Origin of the sequence: Paraburkholderia tropica (genome assembly GCF_014171495.1) — a bacterium.
In the GTDB taxonomy this organism is placed as follows: domain Bacteria; phylum Pseudomonadota; class Gammaproteobacteria; order Burkholderiales; family Burkholderiaceae; genus Paraburkholderia; species Paraburkholderia tropica.
Genome location: NZ_CP049134.1, coordinates 749,518 through 775,497, shown reverse-complemented (window position 1 = coordinate 775,497; position 25,980 = coordinate 749,518). Strand labels below are relative to the sequence as shown.

The following is a 25,980-nucleotide window of genomic DNA, read 5'->3' as shown; positions in this document are numbered from 1 at the left end:
CCGAGCCGCCCGCCCTGCCCATCTAGAATGATCTTCGAACGTTCCCTGCAGCGCGAACTCGCGTACACGGCCGGCGCTGTGTTCATGGTTCTGCTCACGATCATGCTGACGACGATGATGATCCGCATCGTCGGTTTCGCGGCTTCGGGCCAGATCGACCCGCGCGACGTGCTGGTCCTGATCGGCCTCACCGTGATCGGCTATCTCGCCGTGATGCTCATCGTCACGCTCTTCGTGTCGATCCTGTTCGTCCTCACGCGCTGGTACAAGGATTCCGAAATGGTCGTCTGGCTCGCCTCCGGGGTGAGCCTCACGCGCCTGATCAAGCCGATCGCCGTGTTTTCCACGCCGATCATCCTGCTGATCGTGTTTTTCGCCTTCATCGGCTGGCCGTGGTCGAACGCGCAGAGCAAGCTCATTCGCGCGCGCTTCCAGCAGCGCGACGAGGTCTCGCTGCTCGCGCCGGGCCAGTTCCGCGAATCGCCCACCACGCACCGCGTGTTCTTCATCGAGTCCATGAGCCCCGACCAGGCGCGCGTGGAGAACGTGTTCGTCACGAGCACGGAGAACGGCAAGGTCAACGTCATCGTCTCGAAGACGGGGCACACGGAAACCGAGAAGAACGGCGACCGCTTCGTGGTGCTCGAAAACGGCCGCCGCTACGACGGCGAGCCGGGCCATCCCGACTTCCGCATTTCCGAATTCCAGCGTTACGGCGTCAAGATCCAGAGCCAGCCGGTCGTGAACACGCCGTCGGCCAGCTCGACCTCCACGCCCGACCTGCTGCGCCAGCCCACCGACGACAATCTCGGCGAATTCGCCTGGCGCGCGGGCCTGCCGCTGATCGCGATCAATCTGATGCTGCTGGCGATCCCGCTTGCGTATCAGAATCCGCGCCGCAGCCGCACCATCAACCTCGTGATGGCCGTCCTGATCTACCTCACGTATTCGAATCTGCTGAACGTCATTCAGTCGCAGATCGAACAAGGCAAGATGTCGTTCGGCCTCGGGCTCGTGGTGCTGCACGTGGTCGTGCTGGCGCTCGTTGTTTTCATTTTCTGGCTGCGCGTGCGCAACCGGCCGCTCTTTACACGCGCGATGTTCCGCCGCGCGTCGCAGGGGAACTGACCGATGCGCATTTACGAGAAATACTTCGCGCGTCAGGTCTACCTGACGTTCGTGTTCATCCTGTTCGCCTTCTCGGGTCTGTTCTTCTTCTTCGACCTGATCAACGAGCTGAACTCGGTCGGCCACGGCAACTACAAGTTCGGCTACGCGGTGCTGCGCGTGGGCTTGCAGGCGCCCTCGCGGCTCTATGAAATCATTCCCGTCGCGGCGCTGATCAGCGCGATCTACGTGTTCGCGCAGATGGCGGCCAGCTCGGAATTCACGATTTTCCGCGTCTCGGGTCTCGCGACCGGCCAGGCGCTGCGCTCGCTGCTGAAGATCGGCGTGCCGCTCGTGCTGCTGACCTATCTGATCGGCGAAGTCGTCGGTCCGTACACCGACCAGCTTTCCGAGCGCGTGCGTCTCGAAGCGTTGGGCTCGGCCGTGTCGACCAACTTTCAGTCGGGCGTGTGGGTGAAGGACACGCTCACGGCGCGCCTCGACGGCGAGCAGGTCACGCGTTTCGTGAACGTCGGCAAGCTGCAGCCGGACGCCACCATCACCGACGTGCGCATCTACGAATTCGACAAGCAGTTCAAGCTCTCGAACGTGCGCATCGCGAAGAGCGGCACGTACCAGCCGCCGGGCCACTGGCTGCTCAAGGACGTGACCGACACCGAGCTGGTCAGCGTGCCGCCGCCGCCGAACCAGCCGACCGACGCGCTCGCGCCCGTCTATCGCGCGAGTCAGACCGCGCTGCCCGAATACTCGCTGCGCTCGGAACTGACGCCGCAGATTCTCTCGGTGCTGCTGGTGTCGCCGGATCGCATGTCGATGTTCAACCTGTTCCGCTACATCCAGCATTTGCAGGAAAACCATCAGGACACGCAGCGCTACGAAATCGCGCTCTGGCGCAAGCTGCTCTACCCGTTCGCGGTGTTCGTGATGCTGGTGCTCTCGCTGCCGTTCGCGTATCTGCATACGCGCGCGGGCGTGGTCGGCGTGAAGGTGTTCGGCGGCATCATGCTCGGCATGAGCTTCCAGCTCGTCAACACGCTGTTCTCGCACATCGGCAATCTGAGTAGCTGGCCCGCGCCGCTCACGGCCGCCACACCCGCGCTGATCTATCTCGCGCTCGGTCTGATCGGGCTGAAGTGGGTCGACCGGCACTAGCGGCCACATGGATCACGGAGAATCGACGATGAGCACGCACGGCATGATTCTCTTCGGCCACGGCGCGCGCGACGCGCGCTGGAAAGAGCCGTTCACGCGCCTCGCCGCGAAACTCGCGGCGGCGCGCACTACTGACACCGCTGACAACGCCGGCGGCCCGGTCGCCCTCGCCTTCCTCGAACTCATGGAACCGAGCCTGCCCGACGCCATCGCCGCGCAGGCCGCGCAAGGCTGCACGGTCATCACCGTGGTGCCGGTGTTCTTCGGCCAGGGCGGCCATATTCGCCGCGATCTGCCCGCGCTCATCGCGCAATGTCAGGCCGATCATCCGGACGTGCAGATCCGCTGCGCCACCGCCGTCGGCGAAGACGATGCCGTGCTCGACGCCATCGTCGGCTATTGCCTGACTCACGCATCGCAGCACGCGTCGCCCGGCGACGCCTGAATGCGTCGCGCAACCGCACAAAAGAAAAGGGCCGCTTCTCAGCGGCCCTTTCCCTTTCTGCTTTCGTGCTCGTACTACGCACAACCCCCGTTTTTTATACTTTACGCGGCGGCGCGGCGCGGATCCTGTTCGTCCTGCGAGGCGTCTTCCTGCGCGGCGCGCGCACGAAACGCTTCGCCGATCATCAGCAGGCTCGGCTGCGCGGCGTCGAGCCAGTCTTGCGCCTCGCCCGCCTGCAACGCCGCCAGCGTGAGCGTCAGCGTGCGCTCGCGCGCGGTGCTGCACGCCTCGACGATCGCCACCGGCGTCTCGCCCGCGCGGCCCGCTTCGATCAGCTGGCGCGCGATCTCGGGCGCGCTGTCGCGGCCCATATAGAACACCAGCGAATCGGCGTTCACGTGCTCGCGGATTTCCTCGCTGCCCGCCGCGCGCGAATACGTCGCGAGCGCGACGCTGCGCGACACACCGCGCAGCGTGAGCGAGCGTTGCAGCGTGGCCGCGCTCGCGAGCGCCGCCGTGATGCCCGGCACGATTTCGTACTCGATGCCCGCCGCTTCGAGCGCGCGCATTTCTTCGTCGGCGCGGCCGAACAGCATCGGGTCGCCGCCCTTCAGGCGCACGACCACGTCGTGCTCCAGCGCGGCATCGACGAGCTGCTTGTTGATGAAGTGCTGCGCCGTCGAGCGTTGCCCGCAACGCTTGCCGACCGCGATGAACTTCGCATCGGCCGGCGCGTACTCGAGCATCGCCGGTTCGACGAGCGCGTCGTGCAGGACGACCTGCGCCTGCCCGAGCAGACGCGCGCCGCGCACCGTAATGAGATCCGCGGCGCCCGGACCGGCGCCGATCAGATAGACCTTACCCATTTGCTAGAAGACTCCCATACCGCACGCTCGAAACGCGCAAGCCCGGCGCACCGCCGCGCGCCGCCACATGACGTGGATGGCGCGGGCGTGGCGCGCTGCGGCGTCAGGCGGCGACGGCGCGGATCATGCCCGCGGCCACCGTGTGGTGCGTGGCTTCGTCGATCAGGACGAACGCGCCGGTGCCCGGATGCACATCATACAGGTCCGCGACGAGCGGCTTTTGCAGCGTGAGCGAGACGCGGCCAATGTCGTTCATCGCCAGGTCGTGACGGTCGACGGCGTGCGAAAGCGTATGCACGTCGAGCACTTCCTTGATCGCGCCGATCTTCGCGAACACCGTGCTGGTGGTCTGCTTGAGCAGGTACTTGCGCTGCGGCGAGAGCGGCTCCTCGTCGAACCAGCAGAGGTCCGCTTCGAGCTTCTTGGCCGGTTGTGTGTCGTCGCCGGCCGGCACGAAGGTGTCGCCGCGCGAGACGTCGACGTCTTCCGCGAGACGGATCGTGACGGTCTGGCCCGCGAACGCGCGGTCGACCTGCGCCGTGCCGCCCGGCACCGGCGCGATGATTTCCGCGACCGTGGCCGCGCGGCCCGCCGGCAGCACCGTGATGGCGTCGCCGAGCTTCACTTCGCCCGCTTCGATACGGCCCATGTAGCCGCGGAAGTCGTCGGCGCTCGAACCGTCCTGGCGCGCGACCCACTGCACCGGGAAGCGCAGCGCTTCGCCCGTTGCCTGCGCGACCGGCAGTTGTTCGAGCACGTCGAGCAACGCTTCGCCTGCGTACCACGGCATGCGCTCGCTCGCGCCGACGATGTTGTCGCCCTTGAGCGCCGACACCGGCACGAAACGCACGTCTTCCAGGCCGAGCTGGCGCGCGAGTTCGACGTAGGCTTCGCGGATCAGGTTGAAAGTCGCTTCACTGTAATCGACCAGATCCATCTTGTTGATCGCAACGATCACGTGTTGCAGACCGAGCAACTTGACGATCGCGCTATGGCGCTTGGTTTGCGGCAGCAGTTGCGTCACGCCGTTCTCGACCGTCACGCGCGTGGGGTCGATCAGGATGATCGCGGCGTGCGCCGTCGAGGCGCCCGTGACCATGTTGCGCGTGTACTGCTCGTGGCCCGGCGTATCGGCGATGATGAACTTGCGCTTGGCCGTGGCGAAGTAGCGATACGCCACGTCGATCGTGATGCCCTGCTCGCGCTCGGCTTCGAGGCCGTCCGTGAGCAGCGACAGGTCGATTTCGTCGCCGACCGTGCGCTTGTTCTTGGCACGCGAAAGCGCCGAGAGTTGATCCGAAAGCACTGCCTTGCTGTCGTACAGCAGGCGGCCGATCAGCGTGCTCTTGCCGTCGTCCACGCTGCCCGCCGTGATGAAGCGCAGCACGCCGAGGTCTTCAGGTTGATGCGTCGTAACCATGTTCAATTCTTCCTCTGCGTGCTCTTTAGAAATAACCTTGCTTCTTGCGCTGTTCCATCGCGGCTTCCGACGCCTGGTCGTCCATGCGCGTCGCGCCGCGTTCCGTGATTTCGGTCACGGCCGTTTCGGCGATGATCTTCTCGACGTTGTCGGCATCGCTCGCCACCGGGCACGTGCAGCTGATGTCGCCCACGGTGCGGAAACGCACTTGCGCCATTTCGCTGACTTCGCCTTCCTTCATCGGCGTGAGCGGCGTGACCGGCACCAGCAGGCCGTTGCGGCGCACGATCTCGCGCTGGTGCGCGTAGTAGATCGACGGCAGTTCGAGCTTTTCGCGCTCGATGTATTGCCACACGTCGAGTTCGGTCCAGTTCGAGATCGGGAACACGCGCAGGTGTTCGCCGTTGTGCAGACGCGCGTTGTACAGGCTCCACAGTTCCGGGCGCTGCGCCTTCGGGTCCCACTGGCCGAATTCGTCGCGGAACGAGAAGATGCGCTCCTTCGCGCGGGCCTTCTCTTCGTCGCGGCGCGCGCCGCCGATCATCGCGGTGTAGCCGTATTGCTCGATGGTTTCGAGCAGCGTGACCGCTTGCGCGGCGTTGCGCGAATCGGTTTCGCGGCGCAGGCGCACGGTGCCCTTCTTGATCGAATCTTCGACGTGACCGACCACGAGTTCCGCGCCGATTTCAGCCGCGCGGCGATCGCGGAAGTCGATCACTTCCTCGTAGTTGTGGCCCGTGTCGATGTGAACGAGCGGGAACGGCAGCGAGGTCTTGCGGTTCGCGCCGAGACCGAACGCCTTGAGGGCGAGCGCCAGCACGACGACCGAATCCTTGCCGCCCGAGAACAGCAGCGCCGGCTTGCTGCATTCGGCGACCAGCTCGCGCAGGATGTGGATCGACTCGGCTTCGAGCCAGTCGAGATGGTCCATGCGGTTCGCCGTCACCTGAAGCGGGGCGTTCACTGCGGAATCGAGCGTCGTGCTCATGTTCGGAATCCTTCGTCTGATCGCGCCCTTTGCATCGGGCGCGTTACTCTGTATTCGACTTCGCTGCCGTTCGGCGTTCGTTAAAACGTCGAAAGCGGCGCGAAAACTTCAATCTTAGCTCGCCTGGCCGATCGGCGACACCGCCACCACCGGAATCGCGGACACCGACGTGATGTGCAGCCCGCATTCCTTCGTATCGCGCGACTCCCACCACCAGCGGCCCGCGCGGCTGTCTTCGCCGGGACGGATCGCACGCGTGCAGGGTTCGCAGCCGATGCTCGGATAGCCGCGCGCATGCAGCGGATTCACCGGCACCGCGAAGGCGCGCAGGTAATCCCAGACATCGGCTTCGGTCCAGTCCGCGAGCGGATTGAACTTGTCGATGTTGCGCGCTTCGTCGCGTTCTTCCTCGTGCAGCTCGGCGCGCGTGACCGACTGCTCGCGGCGCTGGCCCGTGACCCACGCCGACACGCCCGACAGCGCGCGGTTGAGCGGCTCGACCTTGCGAATTTCGCAGCAGCGCTTGCGCAGATCGACGCTCTCGTAGAACGCGTTCAGGCCGTGCTGCGCGACATATTCGTCCACCGCGTCCTGCTGCGGATGGAACTGCTCGATCGCGTAACCGTAGCGCTCGCGCACCGCGTCGAGCATGCCGAGCGTTTCGGCGTGCAGGCGGCCCGTGTTCAGCGAGAAGATGCCGATCTTCACGCCGCGCGACAGGATCGCGTGCGTGAGCAGCATGTCTTCGGCGGCGAGGCTGCTGGCTAGCTTGACGTCGGCGTGACGCGCGGCGATCGAGTCGAGCAGCGCATCGAGCCGCTCGATCTTCGCCTGCAGGTCAGCCGTGATCTCGCTGGCTGCGGTAGGGGCGGTGCTCATGCTGCCGCGCCCGATTCGGCCGCTTGTGCCGCTTGTGCCGCGCGGCGGCGGAACAGCGGCGACGGTTCGTCGAACGCGCCCTGGTACTGCACCGTGAATTCCGTGAACGCCTTCAGCGCGTCGTGGATGTCCTTGTCGGCGCGTAGCGCGTAGGCGTCGAAGCCGCAGCGCTCGTAGAAGCGCAGCTGGTCGCGCAGCACGTCGCCGATCGCGCGAATCTCGCCCTTGTAGCCATAACGCTCGCGCAACAGACGCGCGATCGAATAGCCGCGGCCGTCGCGGAACACCGGGAAGTCGATTGCGATCAGCGCGATCTTGTCGAAGTCGGCGACCACGTCAGCCGGTTCGCTGTCCGGCGCGAGCCACACGCCCAGTTCGTCCTTGCCGCGCGCGGCCAGCGCGTCGCGGTTGGCCTGCCAGTACGCGAACGGGACCAGCACCTTGCCGGCCGGCAGCGCGGCCACGTCGGGCAGCGCGGCCACGTCGGGCAGCGCGCCGTCTTCGGCGGCACGCACGACCTGCCAGTTGTCTTCGACGATCTCGCGGTTCTTGATGATCAATGCCATTGCTTAACTCTCGATTCGTTGCGTGCGGCTCAGGCGTGCGCCGTCTGGCGCGAGGCGTACACGCGCTCCTTGAAGGGCGCGATGCCGAGGCGGTCGTAGGTGTCGATGAAACGCTCGCCGTCGATGCGCAGTTCGACGAACGTGTCGATCACCTTCTGCATCACGTCGGGCATCTCTTCCGCCGAGAACGACGGGCCGATCACGCGGCCAAGGCGTGCGCCGTTGGCGCCGTTGCCCTGCTCGCCGCCGAGCGACACCTGATACCACTCCGAGCCGTCTTTATCGACGCCCAGAATGCCGATGTTGCCGACGTGGTGGTGACCGCACGAGTTCATGCAGCCCGAGATGTTGAGCGAGACGTCGCCGAGGTCGTAGACGAAATCGAGGTCGCTGAAACGTTGCTGGATCGCTTCGGCGATCGGCAGCGACTTGGCGTTCGCGAGCGAGCAGAAGTCGCCGCCCGGGCACGCGATGATGTCGGTCAGCAGGCCGACGTTGGCCGTCGCGAAACCAACTGCCTTCGCCTTTTCCCACAGCCCGAACAGGTCCTGCTTTTTCACGTCCGCGAGAATCAGGTTCTGCTCGTGCGAGACGCGCACCTGGCCGAACGAGTAAGCGTCGGCCCAGTCGGCCACGGCTTCCATCTGCACGTCGGTCGCGTCGCCCGGGGCGATGCCCTGCGGCTTGAGCGAGAGCGTGACCGAAGCGTAGCCCGGCACGCGGTGCGGACGCACGTTGCGCTCGACCCAGCGCGCGAACGCGCGGTTTTCGAGCAGATGCTTTTCGTACGAGGTGTCGGTGTCGGTCAGCTTTTCGTAGGCCGGCGGCGCGAAGTATTGCGACACGCGGTCCACTTCGGCCTGCGTGATCGTCGACGGGCCGTCCTTCAGGTGCTGCCACTCTTCTTCCACTTGCTGCGCGAACTTCTCGGGCGAAAGCGCCTTCACGAGAATCTTGATACGCGCCTTGTAGAGGTTGTCGCGGCGGCCGTAGCGGTTGTACACGCGCAGCACGGCTTCGCAGTAGGTCAGCAGATGCTGCCACGGCAGGTCGCGCTTGATGATCGCGCCGATGATCGGCGTACGGCCGAGGCCGCCGCCCGCGAGAATGCTCGCGACGACTTCGCCCTGCTCGTTGCGGTCGAGGTAGACGCCCAGATCGTGGATCTGCACGGCGGCGCGGTCTTCCTTCGAACCCGAGACGGCGATCTTGAACTTGCGCGGCAGCCACGCGAATTCGGGGTGGAACGTCGACCACTGACGCATGATCTCGGCCCACGGGCGCGGATCGATGACTTCGTCGGGCGCGACGCCCGCGAACTGGTCGGCGGTGATATTGCGGATGCAGTTACCCGAGGTCTGGATGCCGTGCATCTGGACCGACGCGAGCTTGCGCAGGATTTCGGGCGTTTCTTCGAGCTTGATCCAGTTGTACTGGATGTTCGAGCGCGTCGAGAAGTGGCCGTAACCGCGGTCGTGCTCGCGCGCGATGGTGCCGAGCATGCGCATCTGGTCGCTGCGCAGATTGCCGTACGGAATCGCGATGCGATGCATGTAGGCATGGCGCTGGTAGTACAGGCCGTTCTGCAGACGCAGCGGACGGAACTCTTCTTCGCTCAATTCGCCCGACAGGCGGCGGCGAACCTGGTCGCTGTATTGCGCGACGCGCTCGTCGACGATGGTCTGGTCGTACTGATCGTATTGGTACATTCGGGGACCCCAGGGTTGTATCAATCGCGGCGTTCCGGTTACGCCGCGTTCTCCGACTTCGACTTCGCTATTTCTGTTCCAGCCCGACCGGCGCCTTCAACTCGCCGGTCATTTGCTAATGACCAAAACAGATATCCATATTGGAAAAGTTGGGGAAATGGTAATAAACTCGCCTTATATTTCAAACGATTCAAAAATCAGGTTGATATGCCAAGGGGTTATATATGAACCTGCACCAGTTCCGCTTCGTACGCGAGGCCGTGCGCCAGAATTTCAACCTCACGGAAGCCGCGAAGGCCCTGTATACCAGCCAGCCCGGCGTCTCGAAGGCGATCATCGAGCTCGAGGATGAATTAGGGGTCGAAATCTTCACACGCCACGGCAAGCGCGTGCGCTCGCTCACGGAACCCGGCCGCATCATCCTCGCCTCCGTGGAGCGCATCCTTCAGGAAGTGGAGAGCCTCAAGCGCGTAGGTAAGGACTACGCGGCCCAGGATCAAGGCAATCTGGTGATCGCGGCCACGCATACGCAGGCGCGCTACTCGCTGCCGGCCGCCATCGCCGAGTTCAAGCGGCGCTTCCCCAAGGTCCACCTTTCGATTCTGCAAGGCAGCCCGACCCAGGTCGCCGAAATGGTGCTGCACGACCAGGCCGATCTGGCGATCGCCACCGAGGCCATCTCCAACTATAAGGAACTGGTCTCGCTGCCCTGCTTCACCTGGCATCACGTGGCCGTGATGCTACCCGATCATCCGTTGCTGGAACGCAAGCCGCTCTCGCTCGACGATCTGGCCCAATTTCCGCTGATTACCTACGACAACGCGTTTGCGGGCCGCACCAAGATCAACGAGGCGTTCCGCCTGCGCGGACTCTCGCCCGATATCGTGCTCGAAGCCATCGACGCGGACGTGATCAAGACCTATGTGGAACTGGGCCTCGGCGTGGGGATCATGGCCGATATCGCCTTCAACGCGGAACGCGACCGCCATCTGCGCGCCGTGCCGGTGGGGCATCTGTTCGGCAGCAACGTGACGCGCGTGGCGCTCAAGCAGGGCGCGTATCTGCGCAGTTATGTGTATACGCTCGTCGAGCTGCTTTCGCCGAGCCTGAACCGCAAGCTGATCGAACAGGCGCTCAAGGGCGAGCACGAGACGTACGAGCTGTAATACGCGCTGTAATGCGCGCTGTAATGCGAACTGTAAGCGGACGGCGCGTGCCGCATTCAACCGCGCGGATTCACCCGCAGATTCACCCACAACTAACTAGATAGAACGCTTCTCGCTTTTTTCCTTCCTGGAGACCGCTGCATGAAGTCGTATCTGCGTCTGCATCTTCCGAATCCGGGCTTGCGCCCTGCCCTTCGTCCGCTGGCGCTCGCCGCCGCCGTCGCGCTGGGCGTTGCCGCCCCCGCCGCCCACGCCGACCTCAAGGTAGGCATCGACCTGTCGAGCACCGGCCCCGCCGCCGCCATCGGCATCACCAGCAAGAACGCCATGCTGATGTGGCCCCCGACGATCGCGGGCCAGAAAGCCGATTACATCGTGCTCGACGACGGCTCCGACCCGGGCGCGGCGGTGCGCAACATCCGCAAACTGGTCAACGAGGACCATGTGGACGTGATCGTCGGGCCGAACATCACGCCCGCCGCGCTCGCGGCGCTCGACGCCGTGGCCGAAAGCAAGACGCCGATGATCACGCTGGTCGGCTCGGCCTCGGTGGTCGAGCCGCAGCAGGGCGCGCGCACCTGGGCGTTCAAGATGGCGCAGACCGACGCCGCCATGGCCGACGTGATGACGCGCTACATGTCCGCGCACGGCGTGAAGACGGTGGGCTTCATCGGTTTCGCCGACAGCTACGGCGACAGCTGGCTCAACGCGTTCACGAAGTTCGCGAAGGAGCGCAACCTTCAGATCGTGGCGACCGAGCGCTTCAACCGCACCGACGCGAGCGTGACCGGCCAGATCCTCAAGCTGATCGCCGCGAAACCGGATGCCGTGCTGATCGCGGGCGCGGGCACGCCGACCGTACTGCCGCAGCGCACGCTGGTCGAGCGCGGGTACAAGGGCGCGATCTATCAGACGCACGGCATCGCCACGCCCGAGTTCATCAAGCTCGGCGGCAAGGATGTGGAAGGCACGCTGTTCCCGACGCAGCCCGTGGTGGTGGCGCGCACGCTGCCTGCCGATCAGCCCGCGCAGAAAGCGGCGCTCGCCTTCGTGGACGCCTATGAGGTCAAATACGGTCCTGGCACCGTCACGCAGTTCGCGGGCGACGCGGCCGGCGTGTATCCGCGCCTCGCGGACGCCGTAACGCGCGCGCTCAAGACCGCGCAGCCCGGCACCGAGGCGTTCCGCGTGGCGCTGCGCAGCGAACTGGAGCACGCGCACGAACTGGTCGTGCCCAACGGCGTGGTCAACACGAGCGAGAAGGACCACGTTGGACTGGACCAGCGCGCGAGCGTGATGGGCACGATACGCGGCGGCAAGTTCGTGTATCTGGCGCAGTGAGTTCGCGCAGTGAGTTCGCGCAGTGAGTTCGAGCAGTGAGTCGGCGCAGCGCGTGCTAATCCAGCTCGGCAGGCCAGCGCCGCGCGCCGTGCAGCACGCGTAGCACCGTGAGCGTTTGCCGTTCGACACGGTAAGCGATGACGAACGGCGCGCCATGCACGACCAGTTCGCGCGTGCCGCTTACCCGGCCACGACGGCCGATCTCCGGATAGAGGCGCAGCCGACGGACCGCGGAGGCGATGCACTCGTCCACGCTCACGGCTGCATGCGCGCCGCGTGTCTCGTTGAAGTCGAATATCGCTTCGCGGTCGGCCAGCGCGAGCGGCGACCATTCGAGTTTCAATTTTTGCGCTTGCGAACGGGGTTCAGCTTCGGAGCCGCCGGCTCGGCCTCGTCCACGTGCCTCGCCGCCGCCGCGCGCCGCTTCGCGAAATGCGCCTCGACCGCGTCCGCCTCCACGGCCGGGCGCGCGTCTTCCAGCGCTTCCAGCACTTTCGCGCGGAGCCACGCGTCGTGCGTGGCCGGATCGACCGCGAAGCCGACGGGCAGCGCGCCCTCGTTCGCCACCCGCGTGAGCAGGATGCGCACCGCGTCCGACACCGTGAGTCCCATCTTTTCCAGCACCGCCGTGGCGCGTTCTTTCAACGCCGGGTCGATGCGGACCTGTACCAATGCGCTTGCGCCCATCGCCTCACTCCCTCGCGTGGTGATCGAAGCCGCATTGTAATTCAACTGTATTACATTAGACATGAGCATCCTTGAAGTGCGTTAAACACACTGCAAGTTTTGTCGCGTCCGGAAATCCGCGCCATTCATCCGAATGGCTAACGCAGCGCGCTGCCCGCGACCGTCGGCGCTCGCCCCAACCCTCAACCCAGCGCGCGCCAGGCGCCATCGGCGTCACTGCTGGCCAGCACCGCTTCGATAAAACGCAGCCCGGCCACGCCATCGTCGACGGTCGTGAGCAACGTACTTTCGGGCGGCGGCGGCACGCCCATGTCGCGCGCACGAATCTGCGCCGCCGCATCGCGATAAAGCTGCGCGAACGCTTCCAGATACCCTTCCGGATGCCCCGGCGGCACGCGCGTCGCGTGCGCGGCGGCCGCGCCCGTCACCCGTCCGCGCGTGAGCCGCTGCGCCTCGCCGCCCTGCGGCGTGAACCACAGTTCGTTTGGCGCTTCCTGATCGAACGCGAGCCCGGCCTTCGCGCCAAAGACGCGCAAACGCAACGCATTCTCCGCGCCGCTCGCGACCTGGCTCGCCCACAGCATGCCGCGCGCGCCGTTCGCGTAACGCAGCATCGCCTGCACGTGATCGTCGATACGCCGTCCGGGCACGAAGGTATGCAACTCCGCCGCGACCGCCACCGGCTCCATGCCGCTGACAAACGCCGCCAGCTGATACGCGTGCGTGCCGATATCGCCGAGACAACCCGCCGGACCCGCCAGCGCCGGATCGGTGCGCCAGCTCGCCTGACGATTGCGGCCGTCCGCGCCGCCCTGCTCGATCGGATGCGCGAGCCAGTCCTGCGCGTACTCCACCTGCACGACGCGCACCTCGCCCAGTTCGCCCGCCGCCACCATTTCTCGCGCATGGCGCACGAGCGGATACCCGGAATACGTGTGCGTGAGCGCGAACACCACGTTCGCGTCGCGCGCGTGCTGGGCGATCGCGCGCCCTTCGTCGAGCGAGACGGCCAGCGGCTTATCGCAGATCACGTGGATGCCCGCCGCCATGAACGCATGCGCCACCGGCGCGTGCAGATGATTGGGCGTGACGATCGCGACCGCGTCGATGCCGTCCGCGCGCACGCCTTCTTCGCGCGCCATCTCGCGCCAGTCGGCGTAACTGCGCGCGAGGCCGATGGCGTCGGCGCTCGACTGCGCGCGTGCCGCATCGGACGACAACGCGCCCGCCACCAGTTCGAAATCGTCGTCGAGGCGTGCGGCGATCCGATGCACCGCGCCGATGAACGCGCCCTCGCCGCCGCCCACCATGCCGAGTTTCAGTCTGCGTGTCATCGTCGTGCTCCGCGTTGTGCGTCACTGCGTATCAGAGGCCCAGCACGCTTTTGAGTTGCGCGTCGTCCACGCCGCTGCCCGCGAAGTCGTCGAACGCATGCTCGGCCACGCGGATCAGATGCCGCTTGATGAACTCCGCGCCCTCGCGCGCGCCGTCGTGCGGATGCTTGAGCGCGCATTCCCATTCGAGCACCGCCCAGCCCGGAAAATCGTACTGCGTGAGCTTCGAGAAAATCGCGCCGAAGTCGATCTGCCCGTCGCCGGGCGAACGGAAACGCCCCGCGCGCTCGACCCAATCGCTATAGCCGCCGTACACGCCCTGCCGCCCCGTGGGCCGGAATTCCGCGTCCTTCACGTGAAAGGCCTTGATGCGCGCGTGATAGAGGTCGATGAACGCGAGGTAATCGAGCTGCTGGAGCACGAAATGGCTCGGGTCGTAGAGAATGTTCGCGCGCGGATGATCGTCCACGGCGGCCAGAAAACGCTCGAAAGTCACGCCGTCGTGCAGATCCTCGCCCGGATGCAGTTCGTAGCAGACGTCCACGCCCGCTGCGTCGAATGCATCGAGAATCGGCCGCCAGCGACGCGCGAGTTCGTCGAACGCGGCCTCGACGAGACCGGGCGGACGCTGCGGCCACGGATACACATAAGGCCACGCGAGCGCGCCCGAAAACGTCACGTGCGCGCTCAAGCCCAGGTTGCGCGACGCGCGCGCGGCGAGCTTCAGCTGCTCGATGGCCCACGCCGTGCGCGCCTCGCGATTGCCGCGCACGTGCGGCGCGGCGAAGCCGTCGAACAGCGCGTCGTACGCGGGATGCACGGCCACGAGCTGACCTTGCAGATGCGTCGACAACTCGGTGATCGCGATCCCCGCGTCGTCGGCGGTCTGGCGCAGATCGTCGCAATACGCCGGGCTCGCGGCCGCCTGTTCGAGATCGATCAGGCGCGCATCGGTCGGCACCTGAATGCCTTTGTAGCCCAGTTGCGCGGCCCATTGCGCCATGTGCGCGAAGCTGTCGAACGGCGCTTCCTCACCTAGAAACTGGGCGAGAAAGATCGCCGGACCCTTGAGGGTTTTCATCGGTCCGAGTCCTCAGCAAAGCCACCGCGGCGCGGCGGCGGTTGACGAACGATGCAGGCCAGCGTGATGCGCCGCGCTCAGAACGGCGAATCCGGGAAATAGAACTGTTTGGCGTTCTCCTTCGTGATCAGCACCGAAGGAATGATCGTCGTGGGCGGCAGCGCGTTGCCCGCGAGCCGCGCCTCGGCCGTGAGCTTGATCGCGTCGTAGATGAACTTCGGCGAATACGACACGTCGGCCTGAATCAGCGGATCGCCGTCCATCACGCGCTTGACCATGTCCTTCGAGCCCGCACCGCCGAACACGATCTTGATGTCGCTGCGTTTGGCCTGATCGATCGCCTTGAGCACGCCCACGGCCATGTCGTCGTCGGCGGCCCAGACGGCGTCGATGTGCTTGAAGCGCGTCAGGAAGTCCTGCATGGTCTTGAAGGCGTCGTCGCGATTCCAGTTCGCGTACTTCGCGTCGAGAATCTTCATGTCCGGATAGTTCTTCAGCACCGCCGTAAAGGCGTTCCAGCGCTCGTTGTCGAGCGTGGTCGGAATGCCGCGCAGCGCGACGATGTTGCCCTTGCCGTTCAACTGCTTCGCGAGATACTCGGCGGGAATGCGGCCGAACGCGGTGTTGTCGCCGGCCACGTAGGCGTCCTGCGCGCTCTTGTCGGTCAGGCCGCGATCGACCACCGTCACGTACACGCCCTTCTTCTTGACCTGCGCGACCGGCTGCGTGAGCGAGGCCGATTCAAACGGGAAGATCACCAGCGCGTTGATCTTGTTGACGGTCACAAGGTCCTGCAACTGGTTCGCCTGATCGGGCGCGTTGGCCGCCGTCTTGACGATGACTTTCAGGTCCGGATGCGCCTTCTCCAGCTCTTTCTTCGCCTCGTTGGCCCACCAGACGATGCCGCCCGTGAAGCCGTGATCGGCCGTGGGAATGGCGACGCCGAGCGTGACCTTGTCCTCGGCGTGCGCCGGGCTTGCCGTGAAAGGCGAAGCGAACATCGCCGCCACGCCGAGCGTCAGCGCGCCCGTCCACATCGCACGAATCGTATTCTTCATGATGCCGTCTCCGATGATTGTTGTGCGGGCGCGCACGCCCGTCCTTTGACCACGCCTTGCACCGACTATTATTTCGCTATCCGAACACAATAGCGCTCACACGACTACCGCCTGCCGCGTTGCAGGAAGGCCACGGCAATGATCGCCACGCCCTGCACCGCCGCGTTCAGATACACGCTGATGATGCTCGTGAGATTCAGAATGTTCGCGATCACCGAGAGCAGGATCGCGCCCACCACGGTGCCCGCCACGCGTCCTTCGCCGCCCTTGAGCGCCGTGCCGCCCACCACCACGGCCGCGATCGCTTCGAGTTCCCACAAGATGCCGGTGGTCGGCGTGGCCGAGCCCAGACGCGGCACGTAGAGCACCGTCGCCACGCCCACGCACACGCCGAGCAGCACATAGGTCGCGCACTTCACGCGATCGACGCGAATCGCCGCATAACGCGCGACCTGTTCGTTCGAGCCGATCGCCTGCACGTGCCGCCCGAACGCCGTGCGGTTGAGCACCAGCGCGCCGCCCGCCGCCATCAGCGCGAACACCCACACGGGCACCGGCACGCCGAAGAGGCTCGCGTAATACACGGGACCGTAGAGATCGACGAGATTGTTTTGCAGCGTGAGCGCGCCGCCGTCGGCGAGCCACGTGAGCACCGAGCGGAAAATGCCCAGCGTGCCGAGCGTGACGATGAACGGCTCGATGCGTCCGCGCGTGATGAGCAGCCCGTGCGCGAGACCGAACAGCGCGCCCAGCACGAGCGCGATCGCCATGCCGATCGCAATGATGGCGAGCGGCGCGAACGCGTGGCTGTTCACGCCCGCCGCGAGCGCGTTCATCACCCAGATCATCACGCCCGCGATCAGCGCCGCCATCGAGCCCACGGAAAGATCGATACCGCCCGAGATGATCACGAAGGTCATGCCCACCGCGATGATGCCGATGAACGACGTGCGCGTGAGCACGTTGAGCAGATTGTCGACGGTCGCGAAGTCGCGGTTAAGCAGCGTGCCGACCACGCACAGCGCGACGAGGCCGATCAGCGGCCCCACGCCCGCGAGCCGGTGCGCGAGCCGCACGACGAAGCGCCGCGTGCGCGCCTGGGCGCTCGCCGCTTCAGTGGGTGCCGGTTGCATGGGCGATCAGCTCCTCTTCGTTCAGATGGTCGCGGCCGAGCGTGGCGACGAGCCGCCCCGCGCGCATCACCGCGACGCGATGCGCGAGGCCGATCAACTCGATCAGCTCCGACGAAATCACCACCACCGCGCGTCCCGAGGCCGCGAGCCGCTCGATCAGGAAATAGATGTCGCGTTTCGCGCCGATATCGACGCCGCGCGTGGGTTCGTCGAGCACGATCACGCGCGGATCGGGCTGCAGGAATTTGGCGAGCGCGAGCTTCTGCTGATTGCCGCCCGAGAGCATGCGCGCGCGGCTCGACAAGTCGCCGGTGCGAATGCCGAATTCGCGCACCGCCGTTTCGAGCGCGCCGCGCGCGGCCTTCAGGTCGAGCAGCGGATGGCCGTAGCGTTCGAGCGTCATCAGCGTGAGGTTGTCCTGGAGGTTCAGATTCAGATGCAGGCCTTTGCCCTTGCGGTCCTCGCTCAGATACGTGAGGCCGTGGCGCATGGCGTCGCGCGGATGCTTGAGCGTCACCGCCCGCCCGCCGATCTCCACCTCGCCCGCCAGCTTGCGGCGCAGCCCGACGAGCGCCTCGAAGGCTTCGCTGCGCCCCGCGCCCACGAGTCCCGCGAAGCCGAGAATCTCGCCCGCGCGCACCTCGAAGCTCAGGTCCTCGACCCAGCCCGGCACGGCGAGGCCGCGCACCCGCAACGCGACGGGCGCGTCGGCGGCGACGAGGCGCTTGTCGGGAAACATGTCGGAGACGTCGCGGCCCACCATCAGGTTGGCCATCTGCTGACGCGCGAGGCCCGCTGTCGCGCTCGCGGCCACGAAGCGGCCGTCGCGCATCACGATCACGTCGTCGGTGATGCGCTCCACTTCGTCGAGCTTGTGCGAGATGTAGACGATCGTCGCGCCGTCCGCGCGCAGCTTCGTCATCAGCGTGAACAGGCGCGCGGTTTCGCTGGGCGTGAGCGTGGCCGTGGGTTCGTCCATGATGAGCAGGCGCGCGCGGCGCGCGAGCGCCTTGGCGATTTCCACGAGCTGCTTTTCGGCGACGATCAGCTCGCGCACGAGCGTGTCGGGATGCCGTTCGAGCCCGACCTGGGCGAGCAGCGCGCGCGCTTCGCGGCGCATCGCCGTGTCGTCGACAAAGAGGCCGCGCTTCTTTTCGTGGCCCAGAAAGATGTTCTGCGCGATCGTCAGATGCTCGGCGAGATTGAACTCCTGATGGATCAGCACGATGCCCGCGGCTTCGGCGGCGCGCGAACCGTCGAACTGGCAGGCGCGGCCGTCGACGAGCATCTCGCCCGCGCTCGGGCGCTCGTAGCCCGCGAGGATTTTCATCAGCGTGGATTTGCCCGCGCCGTTCTCGCCCAGCAGTCCGTGAATGCGGCCCGGCGCGAGGTCGAAGCTCACGCCGTGCAGCACGCGCACGGGGCCAAAGTCCTTGCGGATATCGTTGAATCGCACGGCGACGCTCATGGCCGCTCGCTCCTCCGGTTCGCGCGGGGTCCGGCGGGCCGCGTGCACGTCGACAAGCCGTGCGGCGCTGCCCGCCTTCTCTCGCTGGTCTCCCCTGCTAATAAGCGTTTGTCCTGCGATCCAGCATGTTCAGCCGACCCCGCGCGTTCAGGCGCTGCGCCGCACCACCAGCCGATGCGGCAACAGCACGCCCGGCACGCTCGCGCGCGGATCGGCGAGCCGCTTCAGCAGCAGACGCGCGGCCGTTTCGCCGAGTTCGCGCATCGGCTGCGCGATGGTCGTGAGCGGCGGATCGATCTGCGCGGCCAGCGCGATGTCGTCGAAACCGACCACGGCGACGTCGTCGGGCACCGCCCAGCCGCTGCCGCGCAAACCATTGACGACGCCCACCGCGAGCGTGTCCGAAACCGCGAAAATCGCGTCCGGCTTCGCCGCGCGCGCGCCGCCGCGTTGCGCCATGAGCGCGGCGGCGGCCTGCGCGCCCGCGTCGTAATCCAGACAGTTCAGGTTCACGCGCCACGCTTCGCGCGCCTCGATGCCCGCTTCGGCGAGCGCGGCGAGGTAGCCGTCGCGGCGCTGCTGCGCATACAGATAGTGATCGTCGGAATTGATCAGCGCGATGCGCCGCCGCCCGCGCGCGATCAGATGGCGCACCGCGTCGCGCGCCGCCCCGAAATTGTCGATGCCCACGTAAGGCACGCCCGCGGCCGGATCGAACTCGCAGCACGCGACCCACGGCAGCGCCGGTTCGTGCGCGGCGGCGCGGTTGGCCTGCTGCACCGTGGCCGGATCGAGGCAGATAGCGCCGTCCGCGCGATGGCGGCGCAGCAGGTCGAAGTAACTGCGCTCGCGGCCCGCGTCGGCGCCCGTGTCGCAGAGCAGCATGAAATAGCCGTGCTGGCGCGCGACGCTGTCGATGCCGCGCACGATCTCGGCGTAAAACGGATTGCCGAAGTCCGGCACCATCGTCAGCAGCAGTCGGCTTTCCGCCGTGCGCAGGTTGCGCGCCAGCTCGTTGACGCGATAGCCGCTCGTTTCGACCTCGGCGAGCACACGTGCGCGCGTGGCGGGCCGCACGTTGGTGTGGCCGTTGAGCACACGCGACACCGTGGCCACCGAGACGCCCACGCGCCGCGCCACTGCCGCGATGGAGCCGCCGCGCGCGTCGCCGCCGGCGGCGGCGGCCTGCGCCGCGGCCTCGTCCGCTTCGGCTGACGCCGCCGGATCGGCTTGTGAGGCGTGCGGCTGGGCGGTGGTCGTCATGAAAAAGGCGATCGGTGGCAGGGTCGAGGCTGTCGAAGATGGCCGCGCGGGCGCGTCGGTAATGTAATCGATTACATTCTTGGTTCGCGAACGGCGAAACTTCAAGGCGCACGAAGCCAGGACAAATACTGATCCCGCGCCGGCCCCGCGCTGCCGGCGGGCGGACGCCGCCGCAAAGGCCTTTGGTACAATCTCGCGATTGCCTGGCACCGTTTTTCGGGGCGTCCGCAGCGGCACGCGGCCGCCAGGACAGCCAGTCCCCGCCAGTCCCCCTTACGTATCGCCCGAACTTCGAACCGAACCATAACGCCGAGTCACCATGAACATCGAACAAGCGCGTTTCAACATGATCGAACAGCAGATTCGCCCCTGGGAAGTGCTCGACCAGGACGTGCTGAATCTGCTCTCGATCGTCAAGCGTGAGCATTTCGTCCCCGCGGCCTATGTCGATATCGCGTTCGCCGACCTGGAACTGCCGCTGCCCAATGGTCAGCACATGCTCGCGCCGCGCGTCGAAGCGCGCGTGCTGCAGGAACTCGCGGTGAAAAAGCACGAGAGCGTGCTCGAAATCGGCGCCGGTTCGGGCTACATGGCCGCCCTGCTCGCGCACCGCGCACAACAGGTGCTGACGGTAGAAATCGACACGGAACTGGCCGAATTCGCGCGCGCCAACTTCGTGAAGAACGGCGTGCTGAACGCCGAAGTCGCGGTCGGCGACGCGGCACGCGGCTGGGCCGCGAACGCGCCGTACGACGTGATCTGCGTCTCGGGCGGCCTGCCGGTCGTGCCGCAGGAACTGCTCGAGCAGCTCAAGGTGGGCGGCCGTCTGGCGGCGTTCGTCGGCAGCGCGCCGGTCATGGAAATGCAGATCATCACGCGTATGGACGAGAAGCAGTACCGCATCGCGGGCGTGTTCGAAACCTACGTCGAACCGCTGCAAAACGCCGTGCAGCCGTCGCGCTTCAAGTTCTAAGTGGTCGCCGGGCCGCGTGTGCGGCCCGCGCCCTGCATTACGTCCCTGTGTTACGTTTATCTTCCGTTTTTCTCCGCTTTCTCCGACTGAGTCTTCCATGCAGATCCTGACCGCCCCCGCCCTCGCCGAATGGCTCGCCGACTCCGCGCGCCCGGCGCCCGTCCTGCTCGACGTGCGCGAGCCGTGGGAAATCGAGACCGCGAAGATCGACGGCAGCATCTCGATTCCGATGGCGCAGATCCCCGCGCGCAGCGAAGAACTCGACGACGACGCGCAGATCGTCTGCATCTGCCATCACGGCGCGCGCAGCGCCCAGGTCGCGATGTTCCTCGAATCGCGCGGCCACACGCAAGTGTTTAACCTGCAAGGCGGCATCGACGCGTGGTCGCGTCAGGTCGATCCGAAGGTGCCGACGTACTGATTGCGGCAAGACCGGTCCATCACCGGTCAAGAGGATGTCTTCGTCGAAGGGCGCGGTTCACACCGCGCCCTTTCGCATTTCTGCGCGCTTCGCATTCATGCGTGCAGCGCCTCGTCGCACTTCGATCGGAATGCGTGCTTGCACAACGATGTAGCGCGCGCGCCGACTTCTCCGCCTGCCGCATGCACCCCGCATGCACCTGATCGCATCGTCATGCACTGCGCGCGACGCATGCACCGCGACGATCATCGGCTTTCATGCACGCGCGCACTGCAACGATGCAGCGCGCCCGAACATGCGTCCCGCTGCACCAGATTCGCCCGCCCGCCGCACGTCGCGTTCGCGTACGTCCGTCTCGTCTTGCTTCGCCGGAAGCCCGCCCCGCGCTCGGCACGCGTCGACGGCACGCGCATCGCGCTTCTCACGCGCGCTGGCATAGCCTTTGCAGTAACAACCCCGCAAGGCTGGACACACCAACGGGGGCGCGTAATCAGACGCGCCGAGACCCACGACTTCACCCATAGGGGCATCTACATGAAACGTCGCAGTCTGTTGAAACTCGGGACGATGTCGGGCGCGCTCGCCGTAGCGGGGCGCGTGCCGTTCGCGCATGCCGACACGGGCAGCGGGCCGATCAAGGTCGGCATCCTGCATTCGCTCTCGGGCACGATGGCGATCTCGGAGACGTCGCTCAAGGACACCGCGTTGATGACGATCGCCGACATCAACAAGAACGGCGGCGTGATGGGGCGTCAGATTCAGCCCGTGGTCGTGGACCCCGCATCGAACTGGCCGCTGTTCGCCGAGAAGGCCCGCCAGCTGCTCACGCAGGACAAGGTCGCATGCGTGTTCGGCTGCTGGACCTCGGTGTCGCGCAAGTCGGTGCTGCCGGTGTTCGAGGAGCTGAACGGCCTGCTCTACTACCCGGTGCAGTACGAAGGCGAGGAAATGTCGCGCAACGTGTTCTACACGGGCGCCGCGCCGAACCAGCAGGCGCTTCCCGCCGTGGAATATCTGATGAGCGCGGAAGGCGGCGGCGCGAAGCGTTTCTTCCTGCTCGGCACCGACTATGTGTATCCGCGCACGACCAACAAGATCCTGCGCGCCTTCCTGCACTCGAAGGGCGTGCAGGACGCCGATATTCAGGAGGTCTACACGCCGTTCGGTCATAGCGACTATCAGACCATCGTCGCGAACATCAAGACCTTCTCGCAGGGCGGCAAGACCACCGTCGTCTCGACCATCAACGGCGACTCGAACGTGCCGTTCTACAAGGAACTCGGCAACCAGGGCATCAAGGCGACCGACGTGCCCGTTGTCGCGTTCTCGGTGGGCGAGGAAGAACTGCGCGGCATCGACACCAAGCCGCTCGTCGGCCACCTCGCGGCGTGGAATTACTTCATGTCGGTGAAGGGCGCGCAGAACACGAAGTTCAAGGAGCAGTTCGAGGCGTGGGTGAAGGCGAACAATCTGCCGGGCGGCAGCAAGCGCGTCACCAACGATCCGATGGAAGCGACCTTCGTCGGCATCCACATGTGGAAGCAGGCCGTCGAAAAAGCGAAGAGCACCGACGTCGACAAGGTGCGCACGGCGATGATCGGCCAGACCGTGGCGGCGCCCTCGGGCTTCACGCTGACGATGGACGGCAACCATCACCTGCACAAGCCGGTGATGATCGGCGAGATTCGCGGCGACGGTCAGTTCAACGTCGTGTGGCGCACCAAGACCGCGATCCGCGCGCAGCCGTGGAGCCCGTATATCGCCGGCAACGAAGGCAAGCCGGATGTGGTCACGCAGGACGTGCTGCCGAACTTCCTGCGCCGTTCGCGCACGGCCTGATCGTCGCGATCGCACGGCCATCCTGCGCGCCATGCACGTCATGCAAGCCACGCGCGGCGCACTCTGAGCGCCGCGCGCGTTCTGCCCACGGGCCGCCGCTTGCGCCCGCGTTCGCGCGACGCGGCGGCCCGCATCATAAAGACCTCATCATGGCTCTCTCATTCCCGAGGTACGCCCGCCTGGGCTTGCGGCGCGCGATTGCCAGCGTCACGCTGTGCATGACGCTGTTCGCCACCTTCACGACCGCCGCGCACGCGCTTGAAGCCGCCGACGTCGCCCCGCTCGGCGGCGACGACTTCGACGCCAAGTCCGCCGCCGTCGACAAACTCATTGCCCTCCACGACGCCGCCTCGCTCGCGCTGCTCAAGGCGCTCGCCGAGGACAACGTGAGCGCCACCGACGCCGGCGAAGTGCTCGTCACCGACGGCGACGCCGCGCGCGACGCCGCCACCGGCAAACCGGTCGCCGCCGACGTCTCGTCGAGTGCGCAGCCCATCACGCTGAACAATCTGCTGCGCTCGAAAGTGGCCGGCGCGGTCTCGGGCCTGCAACTCGCGTCGCCCGATCTGGCAACGCGCCGCGCGGCCATCGCCGAGCTGCTGAAGAATCCCGATCCGTCGATGAAGCCGATGATCGACGCCGCCCGCGCGAAGGAAACCGACGCCGCGCTCAAGCGCCGCCTCGACACGCTCTGGGCGATGACCGCGCTGCGCGACCCGAACGCGGCCACGCGCCTCGAAGCGACCAGGCTCGTCGCGGCGCGCCACGATCTCGACATGTACGAACTGCTGCGCCCGCTCGTCGCGAAGAACGCGAGCGGCGCATTCAACGAACCCGACGCCGATGTGCGCGCCGTCGCGCAGCAAGGCATCGACGCGCTCGACTCGATCCAGCGCCGCAGCGAAATCGCGGGCACGCTGTTCGCGGGTCTCTCGCTTGGCAGCGTGCTGCTGCTCGCGGCGCTCGGCCTCGCGATCACGTACGGTCTGATCGGCGTGATCAACATGGCGCACGGCGAGTTTCTGATGATCGGCGCGTACGCCACCTATGTCGTGCAGACGCTGTTCCAGCGCTACGCGCCGGGCGCGTTCGACTGGTATCCGCTGCTGGCGATTCCGGCCTCGTTCGTCGCCGCCGCGCTCGTGGGCGCGGTGATCGAGCGCCTCGTGATCCGCCATCTGTATGGCCGCCCGCTCGAAACGCTGCTCACCACCTTCGGCATCAGCCTGATCCTGATTCAGGCCACGCGCATGATCTTCGGCGCGCAGAACGTGCAGGTCGAAAACCCCGCGTGGATGAGCGGCGGCGTGACCGTGATGCAGAACCTGATCCTGCCGTACAACCGCCTCGCGATTCTCGCCTTCGCGCTGATCGTGGTCGGCATCGCGTGGACCGTGCTGACGAAAACGCGCCTCGGCCTGTTCGTGCGTGCCGTCACGCAGAATCGCCGCATGGCCGCCTGCGTGGGCGTGCGCACCGCGCGCGTCGATGCATGGGCGTTCGCTTTCGGCGCGGGCATCGCCGGACTCGGCGGCTGCGCGCTCTCGCAGATCGGCAATGTCGGCCCGGACCTCGGCCAGAGCTACATCATCGACTCGTTCATGGCCGTGGTGCTCGGCGGCGTGGGCCAGATCGCCGGTACGGTGATCGGCGGCTTCGGGCTCGGGCTCGTCTCGAAGGCCATCGAGCCGTTCTGGGGCGCGGTGCTCGCGAAGATCGCCGTGCTCGTGCTGATCGTGCTGTTCATCCAGAAGCGTCCGCAGGGCCTGTTCGCCCTCAAGGGCCGCAGCGCGGAGGCTTGACCATGACGACCGCCACCTCCACTTCGCCGCGTTCGGCGCTCGCGCCGCACGACGGCAACGCCGACACCTTCGCGCTCGGCCTGCCCGCGCGCCCCGCCCTGCTCTCGCGGCGCGCGTGGCTCGCGCTCATCACGCTGATCATCGCGATGGGCGTGGGCGTGCCGCTGTGCGCGCTGGTGCTGCCGCAAACGAGCGCGCTGCATCTCTCCGCCTACACGATGACGCTCGCGGGCAAGCTCATGTGCTACGCGATCGCCGCGCTGGCGCTCGATCTCGTCTGGGGCTACTGCGGCATCCTGAGCCTCGGCCACGGCCTGTTCTTCGCGCTGGGCGGCTACGCCATCGGCATGTACCTGATGCGCCAGATCGGCCACGACGGCAAGTACGGCAGCGATCTGCCCGACTTCATGGTGTTTCTCGACTGGCACAGCCTGCCGTGGTACTGGAGCGGCACGCAGCATCTCGGCTACGCGCTGCTGCTCGTCGTGCTCGTGCCCGCCGTGGTCGCGTGGGTGTTCGGCTTCTTCACGTTCCGCTCGCGCGTGAAGGGTGTGTATCTGTCGATCATCACGCAGGCCATGACCTTCGCGGCGATGCTGCTGTTCTATCGCAACGAGACCGGCTTCGGCGGCAATAACGGCTTCACCGATTTCAAGCGCATCGCCGGCATGCCGATCACGCATCCGGGCACGCGCACGGTGCTGCTCCTGCTGACCTTCGCCACGCTCGTGCTCGCGTTTCTTGCGGCGCGCGCGATCGTCACCTCGAAGCTCGGACGCGTGGTCACCGCCGTGCGCGACGGCGAAACGCGCCTGATGTTTCTCGGCTACAGCCCGCTCGGCTACAAGCTGTTTATCTGGACCGTGTCGGCGATGCTCTGCGGCATCGCGGGCGCACTCTACGTGCCGCAGGTGGGCATCATCAATCCGAGCGAAATGTCGCCGGGCAACTCGATCGAAATGGCGATCTGGGTGGCCGTGGGCGGACGCGGCACGCTGATCGGCCCGATCATCGGCGCGTTCGCGGTGAACGGCGCGAAGAGCTTCTTCACCGCCTATTTCGCCGAATACTGGCTGTTCTTCCTCGGCCTCATTTTCGTGCTCGTGCCGCTGTTGCTGCCCAACGGCATCATGGGCCTCATCGAACTCGCCGTGCGGCGCATGAAGCTCGCGGCAGGAGGCAAGCGCTCATGAACGGACACATCCTGCTCAACGATCCGCTCAATCACAATCCGTTCGACGAGGAAAGCCTCACGCTCTCG

At 66.1% G+C, this 25,980-nt stretch carries 24 protein-coding genes; 10 read left to right on the top strand and 14 right to left on the bottom strand.

Annotated features, from left to right (window positions below):
* The first annotated feature begins 27 nt into the window (after positions 1-27).
* From lptF to G5S35_RS03405, 3 genes are read left to right on the top strand one after another with little or no spacing between them, the layout of a single operon-like run.
* On the top strand, positions 28-1,128 hold the full coding sequence (gene lptF, locus G5S35_RS03415) for an LPS export ABC transporter permease LptF (protein WP_065057319.1): 1,101 nt from the start codon (positions 28-30) through the stop codon (positions 1,126-1,128).
* Between the two features lie 3 nt (positions 1,129-1,131).
* The gene (gene lptG / locus G5S35_RS03410; protein WP_176080464.1) at positions 1,132-2,280 is read left to right on the top strand and encodes an LPS export ABC transporter permease LptG; all 1,149 of its coding nucleotides are present in this window, start codon (positions 1,132-1,134) and stop codon (positions 2,278-2,280) included.
* A 28-nt stretch (positions 2,281-2,308) separates the two neighbouring features.
* On the top strand, positions 2,309-2,725 hold the full coding sequence (locus G5S35_RS03405; RefSeq protein WP_183038580.1) for a sirohydrochlorin chelatase: 417 nt from the start codon (positions 2,309-2,311) through the stop codon (positions 2,723-2,725).
* A gap of 101 nt (positions 2,726-2,826) precedes the next feature.
* Here the strand turns inward: G5S35_RS03405 and cobA are convergent, their stop codons facing one another.
* The 6 genes from cobA to G5S35_RS03375 all read right to left on the bottom strand — a co-directional run bounded on the left by cobA (position 2,827) and on the right by G5S35_RS03375 (position 9,153).
* Positions 2,827-3,591 carry a uroporphyrinogen-III C-methyltransferase gene (cobA, locus tag G5S35_RS03400; RefSeq protein ID WP_065057316.1) on the bottom strand — a complete coding sequence of 255 codons (765 nt, stop codon included), beginning with the start codon at positions 3,589-3,591 and terminating at the stop codon, positions 2,827-2,829.
* A 103-nt stretch (positions 3,592-3,694) separates the two neighbouring features.
* Positions 3,695-5,011 (bottom strand): sulfate adenylyltransferase subunit 1, encoded by a 1,317-nt coding sequence (locus G5S35_RS03395; RefSeq protein ID WP_065057315.1) that lies wholly within the window; start codon positions 5,009-5,011, stop codon positions 3,695-3,697.
* Positions 5,012-5,036: 25 nt separating this feature from the next.
* On the bottom strand, positions 5,037-5,999 hold the full coding sequence (gene cysD, locus G5S35_RS03390; RefSeq protein WP_065057314.1) for a sulfate adenylyltransferase subunit CysD: 963 nt from the start codon (positions 5,997-5,999) through the stop codon (positions 5,037-5,039).
* A gap of 114 nt (positions 6,000-6,113) precedes the next feature.
* Complete coding sequence (locus G5S35_RS03385; RefSeq protein ID WP_065057313.1) at positions 6,114-6,878, bottom strand: phosphoadenylyl-sulfate reductase; 765 nt, start codon at positions 6,876-6,878, stop codon at positions 6,114-6,116.
* A complete protein-coding gene (locus G5S35_RS03380; protein WP_183038579.1) occupies positions 6,875-7,444 on the bottom strand; it encodes a DUF934 domain-containing protein in 570 nt (189 codons plus the stop codon). Before G5S35_RS03380 ends, G5S35_RS03385 begins: the two co-directional genes overlap by 4 nt.
* Positions 7,445-7,473: 29 nt before the next feature.
* Positions 7,474-9,153 carry a nitrite/sulfite reductase gene (locus G5S35_RS03375; protein ID WP_183038578.1) on the bottom strand — a complete coding sequence of 560 codons (1,680 nt, stop codon included), beginning with the start codon at positions 9,151-9,153 and terminating at the stop codon, positions 7,474-7,476.
* Between the two features lie 224 nt (positions 9,154-9,377).
* Here G5S35_RS03375 and G5S35_RS03370 point away from each other — a divergent pair, with 224 nt between their 5' ends.
* Positions 9,378-10,319, top strand: coding sequence for a CysB family HTH-type transcriptional regulator (locus G5S35_RS03370; protein WP_065057310.1), 942 nt, complete (start codon positions 9,378-9,380; stop codon positions 10,317-10,319).
* A 141-nt stretch (positions 10,320-10,460) separates the two neighbouring features.
* Positions 10,461-11,660, top strand: coding sequence for an ABC transporter substrate-binding protein (locus G5S35_RS03365; protein WP_080180712.1), 1,200 nt, complete (start codon positions 10,461-10,463; stop codon positions 11,658-11,660).
* Between the two features lie 55 nt (positions 11,661-11,715).
* On the opposite strand, the gene G5S35_RS03360 is transcribed toward G5S35_RS03365, so the two are convergent.
* From G5S35_RS03360 to G5S35_RS03325, 8 genes are all read right to left on the bottom strand, one after another.
* Positions 11,716-12,003 carry a type II toxin-antitoxin system RelE/ParE family toxin gene (locus G5S35_RS03360; RefSeq protein ID WP_065057309.1) on the bottom strand — a complete coding sequence of 96 codons (288 nt, stop codon included), beginning with the start codon at positions 12,001-12,003 and terminating at the stop codon, positions 11,716-11,718.
* Entirely contained in the window at positions 12,000-12,347 is a 348-nt protein-coding gene (locus G5S35_RS03355; protein ID WP_183038577.1) for a type II toxin-antitoxin system RelB/DinJ family antitoxin, read from the bottom strand. Before G5S35_RS03355 ends, G5S35_RS03360 begins: the two co-directional genes overlap by 4 nt.
* A gap of 182 nt (positions 12,348-12,529) precedes the next feature.
* Entirely contained in the window at positions 12,530-13,681 is a 1,152-nt protein-coding gene (locus G5S35_RS03350) for a Gfo/Idh/MocA family protein (RefSeq protein WP_237181333.1), read from the bottom strand.
* A 31-nt stretch (positions 13,682-13,712) separates the two neighbouring features.
* Positions 13,713-14,762, bottom strand: a complete 1,050-nt coding sequence (locus G5S35_RS03345) for a sugar phosphate isomerase/epimerase family protein (protein ID WP_074984657.1) — start codon at positions 14,760-14,762, stop codon at positions 13,713-13,715.
* Positions 14,763-14,839: 77 nt separating this feature from the next.
* The gene (locus G5S35_RS03340) at positions 14,840-15,820 is read right to left on the bottom strand and encodes a substrate-binding domain-containing protein (protein ID WP_074984655.1); all 981 of its coding nucleotides are present in this window, start codon (positions 15,818-15,820) and stop codon (positions 14,840-14,842) included.
* A 104-nt stretch (positions 15,821-15,924) separates the two neighbouring features.
* Positions 15,925-16,953: an ABC transporter permease gene (locus tag G5S35_RS03335; protein WP_074984652.1), complete on the bottom strand. Its 1,029-nt coding sequence runs from the start codon at positions 16,951-16,953 to the stop codon at positions 15,925-15,927.
* Positions 16,934-18,421 carry a sugar ABC transporter ATP-binding protein gene (locus G5S35_RS03330; RefSeq protein ID WP_074984650.1) on the bottom strand — a complete coding sequence of 496 codons (1,488 nt, stop codon included), beginning with the start codon at positions 18,419-18,421 and terminating at the stop codon, positions 16,934-16,936. The genes G5S35_RS03335 and G5S35_RS03330 overlap by 20 nt, the downstream gene beginning before the upstream one ends.
* A gap of 147 nt (positions 18,422-18,568) precedes the next feature.
* Complete coding sequence (locus tag G5S35_RS03325; protein ID WP_183038576.1) at positions 18,569-19,684, bottom strand: LacI family DNA-binding transcriptional regulator; 1,116 nt, start codon at positions 19,682-19,684, stop codon at positions 18,569-18,571.
* A 319-nt stretch (positions 19,685-20,003) separates the two neighbouring features.
* Here G5S35_RS03325 and G5S35_RS03320 point away from each other — a divergent pair, with 319 nt between their 5' ends.
* The 5 genes from G5S35_RS03320 (at position 20,004) to urtC (ending at position 25,912) form a co-directional block, all read left to right on the top strand.
* Positions 20,004-20,657, top strand: a complete 654-nt coding sequence (locus G5S35_RS03320) for a protein-L-isoaspartate O-methyltransferase family protein (protein ID WP_065057302.1) — start codon at positions 20,004-20,006, stop codon at positions 20,655-20,657.
* Between the two features lie 97 nt (positions 20,658-20,754).
* On the top strand, positions 20,755-21,078 hold the full coding sequence (locus G5S35_RS03315) for a rhodanese-like domain-containing protein (RefSeq protein ID WP_065057301.1): 324 nt from the start codon (positions 20,755-20,757) through the stop codon (positions 21,076-21,078).
* A 534-nt stretch (positions 21,079-21,612) separates the two neighbouring features.
* On the top strand, positions 21,613-22,917 hold the full coding sequence (gene urtA, locus G5S35_RS03310) for an urea ABC transporter substrate-binding protein (RefSeq protein WP_065057300.1): 1,305 nt from the start codon (positions 21,613-21,615) through the stop codon (positions 22,915-22,917).
* A gap of 149 nt (positions 22,918-23,066) precedes the next feature.
* The gene (gene urtB / locus G5S35_RS03305) at positions 23,067-24,719 is read left to right on the top strand and encodes an urea ABC transporter permease subunit UrtB (protein ID WP_183038575.1); all 1,653 of its coding nucleotides are present in this window, start codon (positions 23,067-23,069) and stop codon (positions 24,717-24,719) included.
* Positions 24,720-24,721: 2 nt separating this feature from the next.
* On the top strand, positions 24,722-25,912 hold the full coding sequence (gene urtC, locus G5S35_RS03300; protein WP_183038574.1) for an urea ABC transporter permease subunit UrtC: 1,191 nt from the start codon (positions 24,722-24,724) through the stop codon (positions 25,910-25,912).
* The last annotated feature ends 68 nt before the right edge of the window (positions 25,913-25,980 follow it).